Below are 20515 nucleotides of genomic sequence, written 5' to 3'. Positions count from 1 at the left end.
CGAAAGCGGGCCGCCCCGACAGGGACGGCCCGCTTCGTGGGAACTCAGATCAAGCAGGAGCCTCGGTGAGGTTCCGGGTCAGCGCCGGGTCCACCGGGATGCCGGGGCCCATGGTCGTCGTGAAGGTGATCTTCTTGACGTAGCGGCCCTTGGAGGTGGACGGCTTGGAACGCAGGATCTCGTCCAGCGCGGCCGCGTAGTTCTCCACCAGCTTCTCGGTGTCGAACGAGGCCTTGCCGATGATGAGGTGCAGGTTCGCCTGCTTGTCCACCCGGAAGCTGATCTTGCCGCCCTTGATCTCGTCAACGGCCTTCGTGACGTTCGGGGTGACGGTGCCGGTCTTCGGGTTCGGCATGAGCCCGCGCGGGCCGAGCACGCGCGCGATCTTGCCGACCTTCGCCATCTGGTCCGGGGTGGCGATCGCCGCGTCGAAGTCGAGCCAGCCGCCCTGGATGCGCTCGATCAGATCTTCGGAGCCGACCGCGTCCGCGCCGGCGGCTTCGGCCTCAGCGGCCTTGTCCCCGGTGGCGAACACGATGACCCGGACGGTCTTGCCAGTGCCGTGCGGCAGGTTCACGGTGCCGCGGACCATCTGATCGGCCTTGCGCGGGTCGACGCCCAGTCGCAACGCCACCTCGACGGTGGGGTCCATCTTGACCTTGGCGGTCTTCTTGGCCAGCTCGACGGCCTCCAGCGGCGCGTACAGCCGCGCGCGGTCGACCAGCTCGGCGGCCTGCTGGTATGCCTTGCTGCGCTTAGTCATTCTCTGTCCTTAGAGGTGGATCAGTCGTGGTCGCGTAGGGCTGCGCGAGCCCTCCCACACATGCCGGGTCGTCAGCCTTCGACGGTCAGGCCCATCGACCGGGCGGTGCCGGCGATGATCTTCGAAGCCTGGTCCAGGTCCTTGGCGTTGAGGTCGACCATCTTGGTCTGCGCGATCTCGCGAACCTGGTCCGCGGTCACCTTGCCGACCTTGGACTTGTGCGGCTCACCGCTGCCCTTCTGCACACCCGCGGCCTTGAGCAGCAGCTTCGCCGCCGGCGGGGTCTTGAGGGCGAAAGTGAACGAGCGGTCCTCGAACACGGAGATCTCGACCGGGACCACGTCGCCGCGCTGGCTCTCCGTGGCGGCGTTGTAGGCCTTGCAGAACTCCATGATGTTCACGCCGTGCTGACCCAGCGCCGGGCCGACGGGCGGAGCCGGGTTGGCCTGGCCTGCCGAGATCTGCAGCTTGATGATCGCTGCGAGCTTCTTCTTCTTGGGCGGCATCTCTAGCTTCCTGTGTCTTCGGTGTCCGTTCGCCCGACCCGATCACCGGGCCGGGCACGGGCGGGGACCACGACGGTGGCTTCGCCCGTATCCACGGTAGGTCCTGCCCGGTCCTGCCGTGGCCGCCGGAATCCCCCTGTCGACCCGTCGCGGGACGGCTGCGGGGAGCCGGTCAGATCTTGGAAACCTGGTTGAACGACAGCTCGACCGGCGTCTCCCGGCCGAAGATCGACACCAGCACCTTGAGCTTCTGGTTGTCGGCGTTGACCTCGCTGATCGTCGCGGGCAGCGTGGCGAACGGACCGTCCATGACGGTGATCGACTCGCCGACCTCGAAGTCCACCTCGACCGAGGACTTCGCCGCGGCCGTCGGCTGGGCGGCCTTCTTGCCCTGCTCCGGCTTCGCTTCCTTCTCGGCCTGCGGCGCGAGGAACTTCAGCACGTCGTTGATGCTCAGCGGCGAAGGCTGCGAGGTCGCACCGATGAACCCGGTGACACCCGGGGTGTTGCGGACCGCGCTCCACGAAGCGTCGTTGAGCTCCATGCGCACCAGGATGTAGCCGGGCAGCACCTTGCGCTGCACCAGCTTGCGCTGGCCGTTCTTGATCTCGGTGACCTCTTCGGTGGGCACCTCGACCTGGAAGATGAAGTCCTCGACGTCCAGCGTCTGGGCGCGGGTCTCCAGGTTCGTCTTGACCTTGTTCTCGTAGCCGGCGTACGAGTGCACGACGTACCACTCGCCGGGGGCGCGACGCAGCGCGGCGCGCAGCTCCTCGACCGGGTCCGCCTCCACCTCGTCGGCTTCCTCGGCTTCGGCTTCCTCGCCCGCCGGAGCGTCGTCGGAGTCGTCCGGAGTACCGGCGGATTCCGAGTCGTCGTCGGCGGACTCGGCCGCAGCCGACGTCTCGTCGTCGGCGCCGGTGGCCGCCTCGGTCGAACCGGTGTCCTCGCCGGAGTCGGCGCCGCGAGCGGAGTCGACGTCGTCGGCCTCGGCCGACACCTCGGCCTCGGCCGGCGTACCGGTCCGGGCGGTCAACTCCTGGTCCTCGTGGGAGGTCCCGTCTCCTGAGGTCACAGTGGGTCTCGCTTCCTCTCGTGCGTTATGCGCCGGGTCGATGGCGCGACAGCGGCCCGCTGTTCGCCGCGGGCCGTGGCGCTCAGCCGAACAACCAGAGCACGCCCTTGGCGAACAGCACGTCCAGGCCTGCGACGAACGCCACCAGAATGCTGACGAACACGAGCACCACAAGCGTGTAGGTGATCAGTGCCCGGCGTGTCGGCCAAATGACCTTGCGCAGCTCGGCGACGACCTCGCGCAGGAAGCGCCACACCTTGCGGAACGGCGAGACCCGACCCTTCCGGCCGTCCCGTGCGGGAGTCGGCCGGCCTTTCGACTCAGTTGTGCGGGTGGCACCGGAGTCCGGCCCGCCCGCCCGTTCACCACCCTGCCGGGCGGAAGCACGGGAGGAGCGACGCTCGCGTCGTGCGGCGGCGCTGGAGGGCTGAGCGGCATCGTCCTGCTGCTCGTCCGGCCCCTGCTCGCGGTCGTCGCTCACGCCTGCATCCTCCGCTCACCGTGTGCATCGACGCAGGGGTGACAGGACTCGAACCTGCAACCTGCGGTTTTGGAGACCGCTGCTCTGCCAATTGAGCTACACCCCTTCGCGGCCGTCGGCCGCGACTGAACACACGATACGCCAGCCCCGAATTCGGCCTGCACCGAGCTCGGGTGCGGGTGTACCGGCATCCCAAGACGGGAAGTGTACGGGATCGCTCTGCACCCCCCGCACGCACGCCCCTCTAATCGGAGAACACCGAGGCGGGGAGCGTGCCGCGGCCTTCCGACCTCTGCGAGGATGCTCCCATGGCCGCACCACAAGATCAGTCCGAGCACACGTCGAAGCCGCGGGTCTCCGCCCGCGTCGGAGGGATCAGCGAGTCCGCGACGCTCGCGGTCGACTCGAAGGCGAAGGCGCTCAAAGCCGCCGGGCGGCCGGTCATCGGCTTCGGCGCCGGCGAACCCGACTTCCCCACGCCGCAGCCGATCGTCGACGCCGCCATCGCCGCGTGCTCCGACCCCCGCAACCACCGCTACAGCCCCGCCGCGGGTCTGCCGGAACTGCGGGAGGCGATCGCGGCGAAGACCCTGCGCGACTCCGGCGTGCAGGTCGACCCGAGCCGGGTGCTGGTCACCAACGGCGGCAAGCAGGCCGTCTACCAGGCGTTCGCCGCGCTGCTCGACCCCGGCGACGAGGTCCTGCTGCCCGCGCCGTACTGGACGACCTACCCGGAGGCGATCACGCTCGCCGATGGCGTTCCGGTGATCGTCCCCACCGACGACGAGTCCGGGTTCCTGGCGACCGTCGACCAGCTCGAAGCCGCGCGCACCCCGCGCACGAAGGTGCTGCTGTTCAACTCCCCGTCCAACCCGACCGGCGCGGTGTACCCGCCGGACCAGGTCAAGGCGATCGGCGAGTGGGCGCTGCGCCACGGCATCTGGGTCATCACCGACGAGATCTACGAGCACCTCGTCTACGGCGCCGCCGAGCACGTCTCGATCACCGCGGCGGTGCCGGAGCTCGCCGACACGTGCGTGGTGCTCAACGGCGTCGCCAAGACCTACGCGATGACGGGCTGGCGCGTCGGCTGGATGATCGCGCCCAGCGATGTGATCAAGGCCGCCACGAACCTGCAGTCGCACCTGTCGTCGAACGTGGCGAACGTGTCGCAGCGCGCCGCGCTGGAAGCCGTGAGCGGGTCGCTGGACGCGGTCGCCGAGATGCGTACCGCGTTCGACCGGCGCCGCCGCACCATCGTCGGGCTGCTCTCCGCGATCCCCGGCGTGACCTGCCCGGAGCCGGAGGGCGCGTTCTACGCGTACCCCTCGGTCAAGGGCCTGCTCGGCAAGGAGATCCGCGGGGTCCGGCCGAGCACCAGCGTGGAGCTCGCCGAGCTGGTGCTGGAGCAGGCCGAGGTCGCCGTGGTGCCGGGTGAGGCGTTCGGCACCCCCGGGTACTTCCGGCTCTCCTACGCGCTCGGCGACGACGACCTCGTCGAAGGCGTCCGCCGCGTCGCCGACCTCCTCGGCGAAGCGCGCTGACCTGAGCCGACCGCCCCTCCGGTTCGAACCACCGGAGGGGCGGTCGCGCGTTCAGGGGCCTGTCTTAGTTCTTGAATTTCCAGGTGAGCAGCGTTCGTGGTCGTTGTCCTGTCAGCGGCGAAGCCGCTGAGGTTCCGCCACCCGGCCCACTGCTCAAACCAAGACCAAAGACAGGCGCCCGCGCACGAGAACGGCCCCGCACTAGGGCTGTGCGGGGCCGTGCGCGCCGATCCGGCTCACTGCGGGGTGATCACTCCGGGAGGCGCACGAGGGCGCTGGCGCCGCCCAGGACGCCCTGTTCGGCGCTGCGGGCCGTGATGGCGACCTTGACGGTGCCGTCCTCGTTGACCGCGGCGACCTTCCCCGTCAGTTCGAGCAGCGCGCCGACGCCGTCGTCCGGGACGACTACAGGGCGGGTGAACCGCACGCCGTAGTCCACGATCGCCCCCGGATCTCCCGTCCACTCCGACACCAGCCGCCCGGCCAGCGCCATCGTGAACATCCCGTGCGCGATCACGTCCGGCAAGCCCACCTCGGTGGCGAACCGCTCGTTCCAGTGGATCCGGTTGAAGTCCCCGGATGCTCCCGCGTAGCGCACCAGGTCCTCGCGGGTCACCGGGACGTTCAGCGCGGGGAGCTCGTCGCCCTTCGCCACGTCGGACAACCGCACCGTCATACCTGCTCCCCCTGCTCTGCCGTGCCGCGCGCCACCAGCGTCGAGATCGCGGTGCACACCGGCTCTCCGCCGACGGTGGTGATCTCGGCCCGCACCGTGAGGAAGTCGTTGCCCGCGCGGGCCTTGATGTCGTCCACGACCACCACGGTGCGCAGCACGTCCCCGGCCCGGATCGGGCGGTGGTGGGTGAAGCGCTGGTTGCCGTGCACGACCTTGCTGTAGTCGAGGCCGAGCGCCGCGTCGGACACCACGGCGTCGTGCGCGCGCATCGAGAGGATCACGGCGAACGTCGGCGGGGCGATCACGTCCGGATGTCCGGCGGCCTCGGCGGCACCGGCGTCCCGGTGCACCGGGGAGTCGTCCTTGATCGCGTCGGCGAATTCGCGGATCTTCTCGCGGCCGACCTCGTAGGGCTCCGTGGGCGGGTATTCACGCCCGATGAATGACTGGTCTAGCGGCACGGACGCAGGTTACCGATCGTGCCGATCCCAGCCGTCGACAGACGCGCGAAACCCCTCTGCGCATGAAAAACCCGCCGCGGCGGTGCCGGGCGGGTTTCTCGAGTCCAACTGGAGCGCTGCGATCAGCGGGTCTCCTTGTGGGTGCGGTGCGTACCGCAGTTGGGGCAGAACTTCTTCATCGCCAAGCGGTCCGGGTCGTTGCGCCGGTTCTTGTTGGTGATGTAGTTGCGGTTCTTGCACTCTTCGCAGGCCAAGGTGATCTTGGGGCGAACGTCGGTGGCTGCCACAGAGGTGCCCTTCCTCTCTCGTACTGCGTCCTAGGAGGCTCGCTCGACGGACGTGGGCGAACCGATGTGGTAGCGGTGGCCGGACTTGAACCGACGACACAGCGATTATGAGCCGCTTGCTCTACCGACTGAGCTACACCGCCGAGGGAAACCTGTCAGCGTCAGTCACCGAGGTTACCTCATGCAAAACAGCTGCAGCACCCAGATAACCGAGCACCGCAGCTGCTTTCCGAGCCCCAATACGGAATCGAACCGTAGACCTTCTCCTTACCATGGAGACGCTCTGCCGACTGAGCTATTGGGGCATGTCCTTGCGGAGCGATTAGAACTTTACACACCCGCCGAACCGGCTCCGCAGCGGGGGTACCCGTTCGGGGAAACTCCAGTTCAGAGCCGAACCGGAGGCTCCCGGCGCCGAGATCCGCCCACCGCGGCCGATCAGTGCACGAGTGTGAGCACCGTCTCGGACTTGGGGCCGCGGGCCTTCACGGTCCGGGCCTGCAGCCACGCCTCGAAGCGGTCCTCCGGCAGCGGCCGGGAGATCAGGTAGCCCTGCGCGATGTCGCACCGCATTCCGACGAGCTGGTCCCGGGCCGCGTCGTCCTCGACGCCCTCGGCGACCACGACCAGGTCCAGCGAATGCCCGAGCTCCACGATGGTGCGCACCACGGCCATGTCGCTGAGGTCGGTGCCCATGCCGAGCACGAAACTCTTGTCGATCTTCACCTCGTCCACCGGCAGCGTCCGCAGGTACGCCAGCGAGGAGTAGCCGGTGCCGAAGTCGTCCACGGCCAGCACCACGCCCAGCGCGTGCAGCCGCCGCAGCACCGGCATGGACCGCTCCGGCTCCTCCATCACCGAGGACTCGGTGAGTTCGAAGGTCAGCAGCTCCGGCGGGACGTCGTGGCGCAGCAGCGCCTCCGACACCCGGTCCGGGAAGGACTCGTCGTTGAGGTTGCGCACCGAGAGGTTCACCGCGACCGACATCCGCAGGTCCCGGTCCATCCACTCCCGCACCTTGATCAGCGCGCGTTCCATCACGAAGGACGTGAGCGCGTCGACCAGGCCGGTGGCCTCCACGACCGGGACGAACTCGTCCGGGTCCAGGCGCCCGTACTCCGGGTGCCACCAGCGCACCAGCGCCTCCGCGCCGACGACCTGCCTGCCCGGCAGCGCGACCTTCGGCTGGTAGTGCACCTCGACCTGACCGGTGTCCAGCGCCTGGCGGAACTGGGTGACCAGCTGGAAGCGCCGCAGGAACACCTGGCCCATCGCCGGGGCGTAGCCGCGCACCACGTCCTTCGCGTTGCGCGCGGCGCGCACCGCCACGTCGGCGTGCTGCAGCAGCGTGTCGATGTCGTTCTCGTTCTCCGCGTCGCTCGGCGCCGACGAGGAGTAGCCCGCGACGCCGCCGGCCTCCACGACCAGCCGGTCCAGCGGATAGGACTCGCCGATCACTTCGCAGAGCCGCTCGCCGACCGCGTGCGCCTGCTCCTCGGTGTGATCGCTGAGCAGCACCGCGAACGAGTTGGCCTCCAGCCGTGCCAGCGGCACCTCGGGGCCGAGCTCGCCGAGCATGCGCTGCCCGGCGGCCACCACGATGCGGTCGCCCCAGGTGTAACCGAGCGCCTCGCTGACCGTGGTGAGCAGGTCCAGGTCCACCCGCAGCACCACGGCGGTCCGCCCGGCGCGCAGTTCCTCCGCGGCCATCTCGCGGAAGCCCGCGCGGTTGAGCAGGCCGGTGAGCAGGTCGTGGTAGGCGTCGTGGCGCAACCGCGCCAGCAGCCGCCGGTTGTCCATCGCGGTCGCGAGGTGGCTGGCGAGGGTGTGCAGCAACCGCACGTCGGCGCGGCCGAAACCGCGCCAGCGGCTGACCCGGTCGTGCGCTTCGACGGCGCCGAGCAGCTGGCTCGCTCCGCGCAGCGGCACCACCAGCGACTCGTAGGCGCCGCGCATCCGCAGCGCGCGGCGCACCTCGTCGGGCGCTTCGAGGGTGCGGAAGGAGCGGACGTGGCTGCCGGGCAGTTGCAGCAGCGGGTCGTCGCGCAGGGCGTGCGGCCCGGCGATCCGGGCGGCCTCCGGGAGCGGTTCGCCCGCGACGAGCGTGCTCACCTCGCCGCGCGGGTCGAGGCGCAGCCGCAGCACGACGCGGGTGGCGTTGAGCTGTTCGCGGATGCGTTCGGCGACGGGTTCCCACTCGCTGACGGAGGTGGTGTTCTCCTCCGGTTCGGAGGGGTTGCGCACGGCGGCCTGGCCGGACCGGGCGACGCTGAGGCTCACGTCGCTGAGCGCTTCCAGGTCGCGCTGTTCCCGCAGCAGTCCGGAATAGGCGCGGTAGAGGCCGACGACGGCGACGGCGACCAGGGCCACCAGCAGCCAGCCCCAGCGGGTGCTCTTGGCGACCTCGTAGCCGATCAGCCCGACGGAGGTGTTGAGCAGGCCCACCGCCAGTGTGCGCACCGACAGGCGTCCGGCGGCGCTGACCCGCATCGCGCCGCCGAGCACGTGCAGCGCGGCCAGCGCGAAGGCGCAGCTGATCAGAGGGGAGGTGAGGGTGCCCAGTACCGGCCCGAACCACTCGGGGGCCAGTTCCGGCAGTGCCCGCTGCACCGCGGTGGCGACCGCGAACGGGACCGCGATCTCCAGGCACATCACGCCCGCGTTGTAGACGACGTGGGTCGCGGCGCGGCGGCCGACCTGGGCGCCGAGCCCGGCCAGCAGGTTCGCCGCGAGCACCACTTCGAACGGCGCGGTGAGCAGTCCCAGGATCAGCGGGATCTCGGTGAACGAGATGGTCCAGCCGACGCGCTTCACGTCGACGTCGATGGTGAGCTGCTCGGCGACGAGGAAACCGATGGCCAGCAGCGGGCCGATGTAGAGCAGGCTCGCGTCGTAGCGGAAGTCCAGCCAGGACGAGGTCAGGCCGGAGACCAGCAGCCCCACCAGCAAGGTGCCGAGGGAGAAAGCGGTGAACACCCGCCTGCGCGCCGGATCCACCTCGGCCCGCACCGGCGGACGCGGGGTGTCCAGCGTCGCCTCCGGATCGAGGGTGTGGTGACTCTCGATCATCCACCCTCCTCCTGTCCGGCGACACGAATGTCGCACCGGATTGCCGAGCCGATCGTGACTCACGACGGGCACGATTGGCCAGGGCCGAGTTGCCCGCCGAACGCCGTCAAGATCTTTTTTCCTGGCGCGCGATGTGCGATGGGCGACCTGGCCACCTGCACGGACATCGAACTGACCAGCGCCTTCGACTCCGACCATCCTGGCGGTTCGAATGGCGAGTTGTCGCCGGGAACTCGCGCCGCGCGATGTGAAAAAGGCCGCAGCAACCGATCAGTGACCATGCGGAGAGTATCCATGGAACACGATCAGTGATCACAGTTCCGTCAATCGGAGCAACGGTTCACAGCAAACCTAGTTCGTCTACGTAATCACGCAAGGCACGATCCAGATCGGCCAGCCCCGACTCCTCCGTCGGCAGGTGTCCGGCCCCGTGCAACGAGGCGAACCGACCGGCCGCGCCGAGCCGGTCGAAGAACTCGCGGGACAACCGCGGCGGCGTCCAGCGATCTTCCGCCGGGTGGGCCAGCAGCACCGGTGGCCCCGCGTAGTCCTCCGGTTCCGCCGCCGGGGCGGAGAGCAGGAAACTGCGCAGGAATCCCAGAGACATCCAATTCCCGCCGCCCAGCGGGTCCGCCCAGATCGCGTGCGCGAACTGGGCGTGGTTCGACATCGCGGCGATGTTCACCAACCACCGAACCGGCGCCCACGCCGGTGGCAGCGGCATCGGCAACGAGCCCGGCAGCAGCCCGAGCAGCCCGACCCACCGGCCCAGCTCCGGGGTGGTCGCCAGCATCCGGCGCACGTCTTCCCGGCGCGGATCCGCGAGCCCGGTCGCGACCACTCCCGCGATCGAGCCGTCGGTGCCTGCGCGTGCGGCGACGTCGTAGGCCAGCCGCCCAGCGGACCCCACCCCCATCAGGACGATGGGGCGCTGATCCGTTCGCCGCTCCGCCGCGACGAGGTCGGTCACACAACGCAGCCAGCCGTCGTAGGTCACCTGCCGCAGACCGCTGGCGGTGAGCCCGAAACCGGGCAGGTCGGGCGCGAGGAACTCCAGATCGGCGAGCGCGGGCAGCCTGCCGTACGGCATCAGCATCCGGCCGTAGCCGCCGATGCCGTGCAGCGCGATGAGCTTCGCCGGGGCTTGCGGGCGCGGGATCCGATCCAGGTGCACCCGTCTGCCGCGCCAGGACCACCAGCTCTCCACCGGGAGGCCGTCGCCGGTCAACGCGGCGGGCTCCCCGTCCGGACCGCGACCCGGGTCGCCGTCGAAGCTGAGTCCGCTCGGGAAGTACTCCTGGTAGCGGAGCCAATGCCGGTGCTCCGCGTAGGTGGGACCGACGACGATGTCGGATCCTGGTTCGGAAACTGCTCGCACACCTCGAAAATACGGAGTGGCCGACCCGATGCGCATCAGCCATGAGCAGGCACGCTACTGGTTCAGCGCGGCGCGAGTGGCCCGGTTGGCGACGGCCGACCCGGGTGCTCGGCCGCACCTCGTGCCGGTGACGTTCGCGGTCGACGGGGACGTGGTGGTGACCGCCGTCGACCACAAGCCGAAATCGACCACGTCCTTGCGCCGGCTCCGCAACATCGAGCAGAACCCGCAGGTCACGTTGCTGGCCGACGAGTACTCCGAGGATTGGGAGCAGTTGTGGTGGGCGCGCGCGGACGGCATCGCCGAGCTCGCCCCGGCCGCGTCGCACCCGGAGTCGGTCGAGGTGCTCGCCGCCAAGTACGAGCAGTACCGGCAGCGCCCACCGCACCTGACGCTCATCGTCGTGCGGGTCCGGCGCTGGAGCGGCTGGAGCGCCAGCGGTGATCACTCTCACGATTAACCGGAGCGAGCGCCGCGATCGGCCGACGAAATCCACCCGTTCGCTACCTCCGGTGCGTCCGACCGCCATCGAATCCACCTCACCCCAGCAAGTAAAAGCGGTGGCCCTGGTCGTCCGCGCACGTGGCGAGGCGCCCGTACGGCATGTCCTGCGGTTCACCCGCCTCACCACCGTGTTCCCGCACCCGGTCGAGAGCGGCGTCGAGATCGTCGACTCGGAAGCACAAGTGCACGTCGTGGGGCTGCCCGCCGTGCAATCCGGCCATGGGCCGCACGCCCTCGATCTGCCAGCCGTCCGCCGCGAATCCCCAGCCCACGGCGCCGTAGAACGCCTTCGCGCGCGCCGAGTCCGGTGTGGCGATGGTGAGGTAGTCGATGTCGCCGTGCCGCGATTCCCGTAGAGGTTCCGGCGCTCGCGCAAGGTCAGTGCCGCCTGGTGGTGCGGGCCGAGTCTGCCCAGCACCTCTCGCGCCCACAGCCGCACGTCTCCTCGTCGTACCGACCGAGCTAGCGCTGCCGCGGGATCCGGTTGCGCCTGCGGTCGCCTCACGCCCTCATAGTCGTTCGGGAAGGTGCTGCTCCGACGCCCTTCGGGTGACGTCACGCGGGCACCGGAGGCGCGACCCGTTCCGAACGGCCTCGTAAGCTGCCGCACGTGTCGGAAGAGCAGGTGCCCACGAACGAGCTGTCCCGCTTGGCGGTCGCGTTGGACGTCGTGGACGCGCGGGCCGAGCTCAACCACCGCTACCGGCGGCTGATCACCGACTCGCGGGCGGCGCTGGAGGGCTCGCAGGTCCGGCTCACCCAGGCCCGCGGGATCGCGAAGAAGCTGATGGTGCTGGTGAAAGCCGCCGGACCCGAGTTCGTCGACGGGCTCCCGGAAGCCGAGCGGACCGCGGTGCGGGACGGACTCGCCCAGGCGGACGTCCTGATCTACCGGGGTTGATCACCCCGCGGCGAAGCGGTCGGTGACCGCGACCAGCTCCGCCGCCACCGCGCCACCGCCGTGCCCGGCGTCGTCGATGAGCCGCAGATCCGCGTCCGGCCAGGCCCGCGCCAGCCGCCAGGCGATGTCCGGAGGACTGCTGACGTCCCGCCTCCCGTGCACCAGCACCCCCGGGATTCCGGCGAGCCGCTGCGCGCCCCGCAGCAGTTCGCCGTCCTCGAACCACGCGCCGTGCCGCCAGTAGTGCGTGACCAGCCGCGCGAACGTCATCCGGAAGTCCGGGTCGTCGTAGCGGGAATCCGGACGCGCGTGCCCCACCTCGACGTGCGCCTCCTCCCACCGGCACCAGTCCCGCGCGGCCCGCGCCCGCACCGCCGGGTCCGGGGCGTGCAGCAACCGGTCGTAGGCGTCGACGAGCCGCCCGTCCCGCTCCGCCTCGGGAACTCCGGCGCGGAACCGGTCCCACTGCTCGGGGAACACGCGCGCCATGTCCTGCGTGATCCATTCGACCTCGCGGTGGGTCGTCGTGCAGACGCTGAACAGCACCAGTTCTGTGACGCGCTCCGGGTTCCGCTGCGCGTACGCCAAGCCGAGCGTCGAGCCCCACGAGCCGCCGAACACCATCCAGCGCTCGACACCGAGGTGGTCCCGCAGCAGTTCGACGTCCGCGAGCAGGTGGTGCGTGGTGTTCGTGGCTAGGTCGGCGCCCGGTTCGCCGGCGAGCGGCGTGCTGCGCCCGCAGCCGCGCTGGTCGAACAGCACGATCCGGTAAGCGTCCGGATCGAAGTAGCGCCGCCACCCCGGCGTGCACCCCGACCCGGGTCCGCCGTGCAGCACCACGACCGGTTTCCCATCCGGATTCCCGCAGCACTCCCAGTGCACGGAGTGGCCGTCACCGACGTCGAGCAGTCCGCTCGCGTGGGGTTCGATCTCGGGGTACATGGTCCCTCCCGGCACGGACGCTACCGAGAGCGCCCGGACCGCGGCAGCGGCCGATCAGGGCGGAATTCGCACTGTCGTTCGCAGCCCCGCACCCCGCATACTTCGAGTGCTCGACATCTGAGAAGAGGAGGTTCCGGTGAGCCCGGAACGGCAGTCGCACGTGGATCTGGCAGGCCTCACCGGCGACCCGGACACGAACGGCCCCAACGCGGCCCGGATGTACGACTACTACCTGGGCGGTTCGGCGAACTTCGCGGTGGACCGCGCAGCCGCGGAGGAGCAGATCGCGACGCTGCCCAGCGTGGCCACCACGGCACGTGCGAACCGGGCGTTCCTCGGCCGCGCGGTGCGGCTGTGCCTGGACCTCGGCGTGAACCAGTTCCTCGACCTCGGCTCCGGCGTCCCCACCGTGGGCAACGTGCACGAGATCGCTCACCAGATCGACCCGACCGCGCGGATCGCCTACGTGGACCGCGAACCGATCGCCGTCGCCCACGCCCGCCGCCTGCTGCGCGACGAGCCCCGGGTCTCGGTCACCCAAGCCGATCTGACCGCCCCTCGGACGGTGCTCACCGCGCCGGGCGTGACCGAGCTGCTGGACTTCACCCGGCCCGTCGCCGTGCTCGCGATCAGCGTGCTGCACTTCGTGCGCGACGAGCAGGACCCGGCGGCGATCCTCGCGACCTACCGCGACGCCTGCGTCTCCGGGAGCGTGCTCGCGCTGTCGCACACCACGATCGAGAACCTCGCCCCCGCCACCGTCGACCGCGGTCTGGCCATCTACCAGCGCACCTCCACGCCGGTGATCCCCCGGCCGCTTTCCGCGGCGCCCGCGCTGCTCACGGGCTACGAGGTCCTCGAACCCGGCCCGGTCCGCGTCACCGCGTGGCGCCCCGACGTCGACCCCGACGCCTCCGAACCCGTCGCCAACACCTGGGCCGCATTCGGGATCCTCCCCTGAGCCCGGTCCCTCGATTCACGGAAACCCCGCATTTTCGAGGGCTCCGAAAACGCTGCGAAATAGGGCCACCGCACTAGTCGGAACACCATTTCCTCCGCATTCGGCACTCGGATCCAGCCAAGGCACGAGCAAGGGAGCTCGCCGCCACCGGCCACCGCGGCACGGCACCGTGTTCGAGGGTCGACCGTCCGCGGAGACCGAGGTCGCGGCAGCGCGCGAGCGGGTCGCGACCTGCTGCACGACCGGCGCCGCCTCGCGACGCTTACCAGTGAGAGCAGCTCGAAGCAACCGCACTTGGTGCCGGACGGAATTGCCCGTGTGAAAAGATCGGCGGCATGGGAAACAACGTCTACTTCGACATCACGATCAACGGCGAGCAGGCCGGCCGAATCACCTTCCAGCTGTTCGACGACACCGTCCCCAAGACGGCGCAGAACTTCCGCGAACTGGCGACCGGCCAGCACGGCTTCGGCTACCAGGGCTCCGGCTTCCACCGCGTCATCCCCCAGTTCATGCTGCAGGGCGGTGACTTCACGGCGGGCAACGGCACCGGCGGCAAGAGCATCTGGGGCGGCAAGTTCGACGACGAGAACTTCAGCATCAAGCACACCAAGCCCGGCCAGCTGTCCATGGCCAACGCGGGCAAGAACACCAACGGCTCCCAGTTCTTCATCACCACCATCGCCACCACCTGGCTGGACGGCAAGCACGTCGTCTTCGGCGAGGTCGTCGACGGCCTGGACCTCGTGACGAAGATCGAGAAGCTGGGTTCGCAGAGCGGCACCCCCCAGGCCGACATCAAGATCGCCGAGTCCGGCGTCCTCTGATCCCGCACCGACGCGCGAGCAACCGCGCGCCCCGCCGGTCTCGGCCCGACACCGGGCCGAGACCCGCTCGGGGACTGGTCTGCGGCTTCAGCACGGAACCCCGTCAACCCGAGCCGACCTGAGCACAACGCACAACGCCCGATGAACATGTTCTTGCAGTTCACCGGCCCCTTGTGGCTGACGTAGGATTCGAACCTCCGAAACGTGCGCCGCTGATTCACAGCGCCGCCCAGCGAACCGCGTCGAACAGCCGCGCTCCTCTCTCAACGAGACCGAACTGAGCGCCAATCGGGGCGTCCGCGGTAGTTCCAGCAGCGGGCGTGACCGCGCACATCACGCCCGTCCACGTCGCTTCCGCCTTCCTAGCTCGATCAGACTTGCGCCCAACAAGAGCACGGCAAGGATTGCAAGCCCCCACAAGACAAGCTCCGGAAGCAAGGGCGACGAAGTGGTCGCCGACAGCAAGGCGACCAGCGCCAGTGCCATGACGACTGCCGCAGCTACCAACAACCGTGACAATATGTGTTCCACGAGCACCTCGAAATACGGACCGTTCACGATGACAACCTAGAAGGCGTGGAAACTTGCTTCTCCACCAAACATATTCTTGACAAGGCAGTATCACCACAAGTCCTGAAGAATTCCTATCGGACGATCATTGTGCGCTGCAAGTGCGGGCTAAATTCGTGGAGCCAAGCCCAACGCGCCAGGTCGGCATAAATTTAACCACTGACAGATTTACTCAACACCCCGACCACCCCGCAGATGGTCCCGAATCCGCGCATGACGGAATTGATAAGACGCACCATTTCTGCGCAGCACCCCACGCCGATATGCGTCTTCGAGGAAAAGCTTCGGACGCCACGGCAATCGCCCTGTCAAGGGCAACCACAAGCGCACGAACAGCAACCAGATACCCCACGCCGAGAGGGCGATCCTGGCCAGTCCACTTAGGATGGCTATCCCGATGCCAACTTCGAAGCCTTCCTCAAAATCGACCACGATTGATCCGTACATGAATCCAACCACAAGCCCTACAACAAGAACAACGGTTACTGTTCGGACGAGCGTGACCACACGGTCACGAGCCAAAAGAACCCAAGGAGTGGTGGCATCAGGGCCGAAGGGGTCTCCAAGAGCGGTCACGACAACATTCACCAGTCCATACACTAGACCGAGGATGACTCCGCAACCGAGCCCGACCAAAAACGCGTATATCGAACTACTTGCAATCCCATCCGCAATCCCACCAAACACCCCAACCGAAATCCTATGCAAAGGAGTGGCCGCTAACCCGCCCCCCGACTCGACCATAATTCCAATAGCAATGGCTACCACGAATCCGCCAGCGGATTCGGAGAAAAAATTCTTAACCCTTGTCAGCCAGGAACGTTGAGCACGACCTTGCCTACGCGCAAACAGGCGCAGTCTTTCCGGCTCCCGACCTAGACGACCACGAACAAATTTTGACTCATTTACAAGCCCGACCGCCATTCCAGTCGCGAGCCCACCAGTGATCCAGAACGTGAGCCCGAATGCATATCCGGAAGCACTAAGCGCAAAACCAGCCACCTCTCCGAACATGCCCTTGCTGAACACGTCACTTCCGAACATCGCGAGCATTGCGTACCCACTCCAGTACACGCCGTGCCCGATCATTCCGAGCACGAGGGCCAACCCGGCAGAGGTGACAAGGATTCGGGTGGACCGGCGGAGAGTGACAGGTAGGCGCCACCAGTCGAGGTCGTGAGCGTTGCGGTCTTCGAGGTGGTTGGCAAGGTATCCGAGCCAGCGACGGGCTCGGTACGACCCCGGACTCAGGCCTTCTGCATCACCCCCGCGCGTACGGCGTTCGTAAACGGCGTCGAGGTAAGCGCCTAAAAGATGGTCTTCGATAGCTTCACTGCTGGGAAACTGCAGAGAATCTAACAGAGCGGGAGGGCGATGATCTCGTGAATTGCCGTGGACGGTCTCAGCAAGAGTGACCATTAAAGGCGTAGTCAACACGCGGGCAAGGTTCCGGCTCGCCGTGTCGTCAGGTTGTGTGCGCAGGTGGTCGAACACCGCGTCCCATTCCACGCTGCGGGTTCTACTGACCCTGCGGCGCAAGTAATGGTGAGCATCTTCAAGGGAGAGGTTCTCAAGTTCGATGGCCGCAGCGCCGCCAATGGCCTTAACTCCACGGGTAGCCCGTGCGTACTCGTCCGGCCGACTCGTGAGGATCAGTGGCACATCGAACCTGCTGATCTCGCCAATCGCGGCACGACGGTGCTGCTCGGGAAGCTCGTCGAACCCGTCTAGAACAGGCAGAATTAGACCGCGCTCGACGAGAAGATCCGCTTGTCGCTTTCCGGTAATGATTTCACTGGCGCCCAAAAACGAGAAATCACGTGCGAGCTGCTGCCCGATCCAACGCGACAACCCGGTGGCAGGATTCCATTCACTGAGACTGAACAACACCGGCACTGGATCGGCGTCCCCGATCAGGTCTAGAATAAGGCGGTGCGCAAGAACCGTCTTGCCTGTACCTGCACCACCCAAGATCACCAGCCGCTTCGACTGAATAGCCTTGTACGTAGTTCGGATCGCGGTGAAATGCCCCGCCAGCGACAGCACCTCGGAACTACCGTGAATGTTCTCCCAATGATCGAGCAAGTCCTCCGTAGCAGTGTGCCAGCGCACGGACAACGCATCCCTGTCACGGATTCCCCACTGGCGCAGCTCTTGGGCACTCTGCGTTCGCACCTCGCCTGCGAGATGCCGAATGAGCTCTGCTTGCAACGCATCGACGCCCTGGCGATGTTCGCGGGGGAGCATGACGACATCACCATGCACTGCACCAGCCTGGAAAACATTTCCGGCGACGCTGGCCCACACCTCGTTGTGACTCACCACCTCGCCAATTGTGCCGCACCACATACGCGCCGCGGTCTACGGCAGCCGAGTCCACGCCAGGAGACGACAACCTCCGAAATCGCCGAGCCTCCTTCGGTACCGCCTGCCCTGGCCTCCCGACTTATGTCGGGCGGTCATGTTCGTCGAACGAACTTGGCAAGGGCATCGTCGTCGCACACTGCGGTGTTTCCAACTGCACAGTGCCGCTGACCGCTTGGACGACCGTGGTCTCCGGTAGGGCTTCGACGAGACGCGGCTGCTCAAGCCGATGGCCGGATGGCAGAGATCGGCAGCGCGACCTAAGACCCGCTCACAAACTGTGGCACGTATATGGCACAGACACCCGTCAACGGCCGTAGTCAGCCGGACATGACCGGACAACACAAAACGGCCCGGTGACCCTGTCTTCGCAGGTCACCGGGCCGTTGTGGCTGGTGTGCCAGGTGGAGGATTCGAACCTCCGAAGCTTGCGCGGCTGATTTACAGAGTGCCGCTTGCGTCGCTCTCACCAGGCACAACGTCTTGAGAGTCGCGAAGATGGCCAGAAATTGACCACTCCGAGGCATCTCACGGAGGCTGCTCACGCGCTTTCGAGGTTTGCCCCCACGTGTTCAGCGCATCCGTGGGCTCCGGTCATCGTCGTCCGGCGAACCGCGCAGAACGGCCACGCATACACCCGAATAAGGCCCAAGCGGGGCGCCATCTGTTCGACACGCTGCGCTAGCTCCACGCTGCGGGGCTGGCCGTGCTGCATCACGTCCGTCCGCGTCGCTTCCGCCTGCCAAGCTCGGTCAAGCTTGCGCCGAGCAGGAGCACGACAAGGACTACGAGTCCCCACAAGACCGGCCCCGGAAGCAAGGACGACGAAGCGGTCGTCGACAGCAAGGCGACCAGCGCTAGCGCCAGGATGACAGTCGCGGCTACCAGCAATCGTGACGGTATGCGTTTCATCAGCACCTCAAACCACGGGATTGCCGTGCTCGTCGTAGCACGAACCCAGCACGCTGGCCCCGGACAGGCCATACGTCGCCAGCGCGAAAGCCAAGGTGCCACCCGAAGCGAAAATAGCCGCAACCGCGCCCACAGTGGCTCCGGCGAGCCCTGCGATGGCGATTGCGCAGTTGGCCCAATCAGGAAGCAGCGACCCCCGCACCGACGGGGACTGCTGTTTGTAGCTAGGGTCTGACGACTTCTTCAGCTCGTCAGCACTCTGATAAAAGGACCGCTCAAATTCGTCTGCGAACTCAGGCTGCAGTCCGGCCTGCTCCGCAGCGGCGCGATCAAATTGAGGGACCGTAGGATCGGAAGACTGGACCGCAATACGAATCTTTTCAAGCTCGCGGGAGCTGTCAACGGCTACCATTTTTCCTCCTGCAAGGCTACAGCGGAGCCTTTACATCACTCGTTTACCAAAACAACACCCCAGTGGGGGCTTGATCGTCACGGTACCCACAAGAGCGGCCGTTATGTGGCTGTTCCACAAGATCCATGCATCAGCCCCTTGGGAGGCTTAATGCTGCGGAGACAAGCCAGCTGGTCGGCGACACCCACCGCGTAGCCACGGAGACCCTGCGCCCGTACACCACGGTCGGCGCCTGGCGTCGAAGTATTGTCAACGCTCGGCGGTCGCCCCACAGGCAAGCCGTAAGGCTCGGGGAGCTCGACCTAGCACGAAGCCGGTTGCAGCCGTACAACGCACAACAGCCCGGCGACGTGTACCGGCAGGCCACCGGGCCGCTCCATTTGGTGTGCCCGGTGAAGGTATCGAACCCCTGAAGCTTGCGCGGCTGATTTACAGACCACGCGACGCGGGGCGCTGAACTGCAAAGATGCTGGCTCTAGCTCGAATCTGGGCACAGATTTGGCACAGCGCACGTTAAACCTGCTTCTTGGGGCTCGCTGCAACCGGACGGTGAGGTCTGCGTTCCCGATACAGCGGGCCGCCGACCTACTGTCTTGCAGATCGACGACGGCGGTGTCAGTAGGCTGGCATGGGCGCAAGTCCTTGAACAGCACGTACACGAGGCCGAGGCTGTAACGGCCCGCTACCACACGAGCTTGGCCCGCAGCCCACATCCGTGAGGACGTGAACGCCCAGCTAAGCACTCAGAACGCGCCCCTCGTACTCCGTTCGGGTGACACTTAACCATCGCTGCCAACTGGACGATGACAACTGGCACGATACGGCACGGTATCGCGTTGAATCGGATACTGGAATTAATGAACCAAAACAGCATTGCAGCCCAGGGGGCTAGGTTGAGCGATACGGAAAAAGCTGCAACACCAGAAAGCGTCATTCCTGACGTGCAGCCAGCCAGTTACGACCCTATGATTTGCAGTTCCCTGACGGGCTTCGGCCTGAGCGCCGCTTCTATGGCACGAGCGGTGGCAGCTCGCGCGGCGGGCTGGGTCGGCGTGGCCGTTTCCGCCGGGTGTGCACTCCAAGAGGCCAAAGAAGCAGAAAAGAATCTTAGCCCCGAGGATCGAGCATACCTGCAAAGTGAGATCCGCCGATTCGCCAACATGACCAGCGACCAGAAAATGGAGTCCTTGGGATGCGTGAAGGTACACAACGAGGACCCCGGCACAGATAGCGCGAGCACACAGGGATATTACTGGAAATGCCCGACGGATCACGACTGAGAATCCCATGAATTCACTAATCTTGGGCATATTCACCTTGAGCTCGATCCTGGCCCTGGTTACGCACATGCTTGTACTGGAACGGACGAGCACTCCCACCAGGCCCGAAAAGGCATGGCTCACCGTAGTATCGGTGATATGTCCGATCGTTGCTCTCGTCGTGGGCCTCACGAGCGGAACCTCCGCAATGTTCATGGCTTGCTATCTCGTAGCGCCAGTGCAGTACGGGACAGGGAAGCTTATTTTCAGTCGCCCAGTTTGATCAGCAGAAAAACCTGCGCAGCTCTCACGATTCAGTGCGCGATCCCAACTGGCGACTAAGCACCATGGATCCCGGCGGGACTACCTGCCGGGATCCATTTTTTCGCAAGAAGATAATGTGACATCACCCCTTTCAGGGCGCTCGCTTTCGCGGGCTCGGGTTGGCGCGGGGCCGTTCAGCACGTCCGTAAAGGCTGGCCAGGGATCATGCCTGAACGGTCCCGTATTCGAGCAGATGAGACTAGAACTGAGACTGACTGTGGGCCTAGCCTGTCGTCCTCCGCCTCTGCACAATCGTTCCCCACGTCGCCGGGTGTACCAGGGCCGAGGATTCGAATCTC

The 20515-nt window shown here is 66.8% G+C and carries 19 protein-coding genes and 3 tRNA genes; 6 read left to right on the top strand and 16 right to left on the bottom strand.

Annotated elements, in window-relative coordinates; all coding sequences use genetic code 11:
* Positions 1–49: 49 nt before the first annotated feature.
* The 5 genes from rplA to BJ969_RS00655 form a co-directional block, all read right to left on the bottom strand.
* Positions 50–763, bottom strand: coding sequence for a 50S ribosomal protein L1 (rplA, locus tag BJ969_RS00675; RefSeq protein WP_184476250.1), 714 nt, complete (start codon positions 761–763; stop codon positions 50–52).
* Between the two features lie 71 nt (positions 764–834).
* Positions 835–1269, bottom strand: coding sequence for a 50S ribosomal protein L11 (gene rplK, locus BJ969_RS00670; RefSeq protein ID WP_184476247.1), 435 nt, complete (start codon positions 1267–1269; stop codon positions 835–837).
* 172 nt (positions 1270–1441) lie between these two features.
* Entirely contained in the window at positions 1442–2305 is an 864-nt protein-coding gene (nusG, locus tag BJ969_RS00665; protein WP_184484580.1) for a transcription termination/antitermination protein NusG, read from the bottom strand.
* A gap of 121 nt (positions 2306–2426) precedes the next feature.
* The gene (gene secE / locus BJ969_RS00660) at positions 2427–2825 is read right to left on the bottom strand and encodes a preprotein translocase subunit SecE (RefSeq protein ID WP_184476244.1); all 399 of its coding nucleotides are present in this window, start codon (positions 2823–2825) and stop codon (positions 2427–2429) included.
* 33 nt (positions 2826–2858) lie between these two features.
* A tRNA-Trp gene (locus BJ969_RS00655) sits at positions 2859–2931 on the bottom strand.
* Between the two features lie 202 nt (positions 2932–3133).
* Here BJ969_RS00655 and BJ969_RS00650 point away from each other — a divergent pair.
* On the top strand, positions 3134–4369 hold the full coding sequence (locus BJ969_RS00650) for a pyridoxal phosphate-dependent aminotransferase (RefSeq protein ID WP_184476241.1): 1236 nt from the start codon (positions 3134–3136) through the stop codon (positions 4367–4369).
* Positions 4370–4619: 250 nt separating this feature from the next.
* Here BJ969_RS00650 and BJ969_RS00645 read toward each other — a convergent pair whose 3' ends face one another.
* From BJ969_RS00645 to BJ969_RS00615, 7 genes are all read right to left on the bottom strand, one after another.
* Positions 4620–5045, bottom strand: a complete 426-nt coding sequence (locus tag BJ969_RS00645; protein WP_184476238.1) for a MaoC family dehydratase — start codon at positions 5043–5045, stop codon at positions 4620–4622.
* Complete coding sequence (locus BJ969_RS00640; protein WP_184476235.1) at positions 5042–5506, bottom strand: FAS1-like dehydratase domain-containing protein; 465 nt, start codon at positions 5504–5506, stop codon at positions 5042–5044. The genes BJ969_RS00645 and BJ969_RS00640 overlap by 4 nt, the downstream gene beginning before the upstream one ends.
* A gap of 122 nt (positions 5507–5628) precedes the next feature.
* The gene (gene rpmG / locus BJ969_RS00635) at positions 5629–5793 is read right to left on the bottom strand and encodes a 50S ribosomal protein L33 (protein WP_184476231.1); all 165 of its coding nucleotides are present in this window, start codon (positions 5791–5793) and stop codon (positions 5629–5631) included.
* A gap of 67 nt (positions 5794–5860) precedes the next feature.
* Positions 5861–5936 (bottom strand) — tRNA-Met (locus tag BJ969_RS00630).
* Positions 5937–6025: 89 nt separating this feature from the next.
* A tRNA-Thr gene (locus tag BJ969_RS00625) sits at positions 6026–6098 on the bottom strand.
* A gap of 133 nt (positions 6099–6231) precedes the next feature.
* Complete coding sequence (locus BJ969_RS00620) at positions 6232–8862, bottom strand: putative bifunctional diguanylate cyclase/phosphodiesterase (protein WP_184476228.1); 2631 nt, start codon at positions 8860–8862, stop codon at positions 6232–6234.
* A gap of 340 nt (positions 8863–9202) precedes the next feature.
* Positions 9203–10240: an alpha/beta hydrolase gene (locus BJ969_RS00615; RefSeq protein ID WP_343071159.1), complete on the bottom strand. Its 1038-nt coding sequence runs from the start codon at positions 10238–10240 to the stop codon at positions 9203–9205.
* A 28-nt stretch (positions 10241–10268) separates the two neighbouring features.
* On the opposite strand from BJ969_RS00615, the gene BJ969_RS00610 reads away from it, so the two are divergent.
* Positions 10269–10700 carry a TIGR03668 family PPOX class F420-dependent oxidoreductase gene (locus tag BJ969_RS00610; protein ID WP_184476223.1) on the top strand — a complete coding sequence of 144 codons (432 nt, stop codon included), beginning with the start codon at positions 10269–10271 and terminating at the stop codon, positions 10698–10700.
* Positions 10701–10779: 79 nt separating this feature from the next.
* On the opposite strand, the gene BJ969_RS29920 is transcribed toward BJ969_RS00610, so the two are convergent.
* Positions 10780–11175 (bottom strand): VOC family protein, encoded by a 396-nt coding sequence (locus tag BJ969_RS29920; RefSeq protein ID WP_184476220.1) that lies wholly within the window; start codon positions 11173–11175, stop codon positions 10780–10782.
* 179 nt (positions 11176–11354) lie between these two features.
* On the opposite strand from BJ969_RS29920, the gene BJ969_RS00600 reads away from it, so the two are divergent.
* Entirely contained in the window at positions 11355–11645 is a 291-nt protein-coding gene (locus BJ969_RS00600; RefSeq protein WP_343071158.1) for a hypothetical protein, read from the top strand.
* Here BJ969_RS00600 and pip read toward each other — a convergent pair whose 3' ends face one another.
* Positions 11646–12587: a prolyl aminopeptidase gene (gene pip / locus BJ969_RS00595; RefSeq protein WP_184476217.1), complete on the bottom strand. Its 942-nt coding sequence runs from the start codon at positions 12585–12587 to the stop codon at positions 11646–11648. It lies immediately after the preceding gene.
* A 136-nt stretch (positions 12588–12723) separates the two neighbouring features.
* Here pip and BJ969_RS00590 point away from each other — a divergent pair, with 136 nt between their 5' ends.
* Together BJ969_RS00590 and BJ969_RS00585 are read left to right on the top strand one after the other, a co-directional pair.
* Positions 12724–13548, top strand: coding sequence for an SAM-dependent methyltransferase (locus tag BJ969_RS00590; protein ID WP_343071157.1), 825 nt, complete (start codon positions 12724–12726; stop codon positions 13546–13548).
* A gap of 335 nt (positions 13549–13883) precedes the next feature.
* Positions 13884–14375: a peptidylprolyl isomerase gene (locus BJ969_RS00585; RefSeq protein WP_184476214.1), complete on the top strand. Its 492-nt coding sequence runs from the start codon at positions 13884–13886 to the stop codon at positions 14373–14375.
* Between the two features lie 738 nt (positions 14376–15113).
* On the opposite strand, the gene BJ969_RS00580 is transcribed toward BJ969_RS00585, so the two are convergent.
* Positions 15114–17270 (bottom strand): NACHT domain-containing protein, encoded by a 2157-nt coding sequence (locus tag BJ969_RS00580; RefSeq protein ID WP_184476211.1) that lies wholly within the window; start codon positions 17268–17270, stop codon positions 15114–15116.
* Between the two features lie 958 nt (positions 17271–18228).
* Positions 18229–18633, bottom strand: a complete 405-nt coding sequence (locus BJ969_RS00575; protein ID WP_184476209.1) for a hypothetical protein — start codon at positions 18631–18633, stop codon at positions 18229–18231.
* Positions 18634–19490: 857 nt separating this feature from the next.
* Between BJ969_RS00575 and BJ969_RS00570 the strand changes: the two genes are divergently transcribed.
* Complete coding sequence (locus BJ969_RS00570; protein ID WP_184476206.1) at positions 19491–19913, top strand: hypothetical protein; 423 nt, start codon at positions 19491–19493, stop codon at positions 19911–19913.
* Positions 19914–20515: the final 602 nt, after the last annotated feature.

This window comes from Saccharopolyspora gloriosae, from assembly GCF_014203325.1.
Classification (GTDB): domain Bacteria; phylum Actinomycetota; class Actinomycetes; order Mycobacteriales; family Pseudonocardiaceae; genus Saccharopolyspora_C; species Saccharopolyspora_C gloriosae.
Note: the sequence above shows the minus strand (reverse complement) of the source record. Positions and strands in the feature narration are given on the sequence as shown.

Excerpts from the sequence above, each read along its gene's own strand:
- BJ969_RS00610 (WP_184476223.1), top strand. The coding sequence starts at position 10,269 with ATGCGCATCAGCCATGAGCAGGCACGCTACTGGTTCAGCGCGGCGCGA.
- BJ969_RS00650 (WP_184476241.1), top strand. The coding sequence starts at position 3,134 with ATGGCCGCACCACAAGATCAGTCCGAGCACACGTCGAAGCCGCGGGTC.
- pip (WP_184476217.1), bottom strand. The coding sequence starts at position 12,587 with ATGTACCCCGAGATCGAACCCCACGCGAGCGGACTGCTCGACGTCGGT.
- BJ969_RS00620 (WP_184476228.1), bottom strand. The coding sequence starts at position 8,862 with ATGATCGAGAGTCACCACACCCTCGATCCGGAGGCGACGCTGGACACC.
- BJ969_RS00570 (WP_184476206.1), top strand. The coding sequence starts at position 19,491 with ATGAACCAAAACAGCATTGCAGCCCAGGGGGCTAGGTTGAGCGATACG.
- BJ969_RS00585 (WP_184476214.1), top strand. The coding sequence starts at position 13,884 with ATGGGAAACAACGTCTACTTCGACATCACGATCAACGGCGAGCAGGCC.
- rplK (WP_184476247.1), bottom strand. The coding sequence starts at position 1,269 with ATGCCGCCCAAGAAGAAGAAGCTCGCAGCGATCATCAAGCTGCAGATC.
- rplA (WP_184476250.1), bottom strand. The coding sequence starts at position 763 with ATGACTAAGCGCAGCAAGGCATACCAGCAGGCCGCCGAGCTGGTCGAC.
- BJ969_RS00575 (WP_184476209.1), bottom strand. The coding sequence starts at position 18,633 with ATGGTAGCCGTTGACAGCTCCCGCGAGCTTGAAAAGATTCGTATTGCG.
- BJ969_RS00645 (WP_184476238.1), bottom strand. The coding sequence starts at position 5,045 with ATGACGGTGCGGTTGTCCGACGTGGCGAAGGGCGACGAGCTCCCCGCG.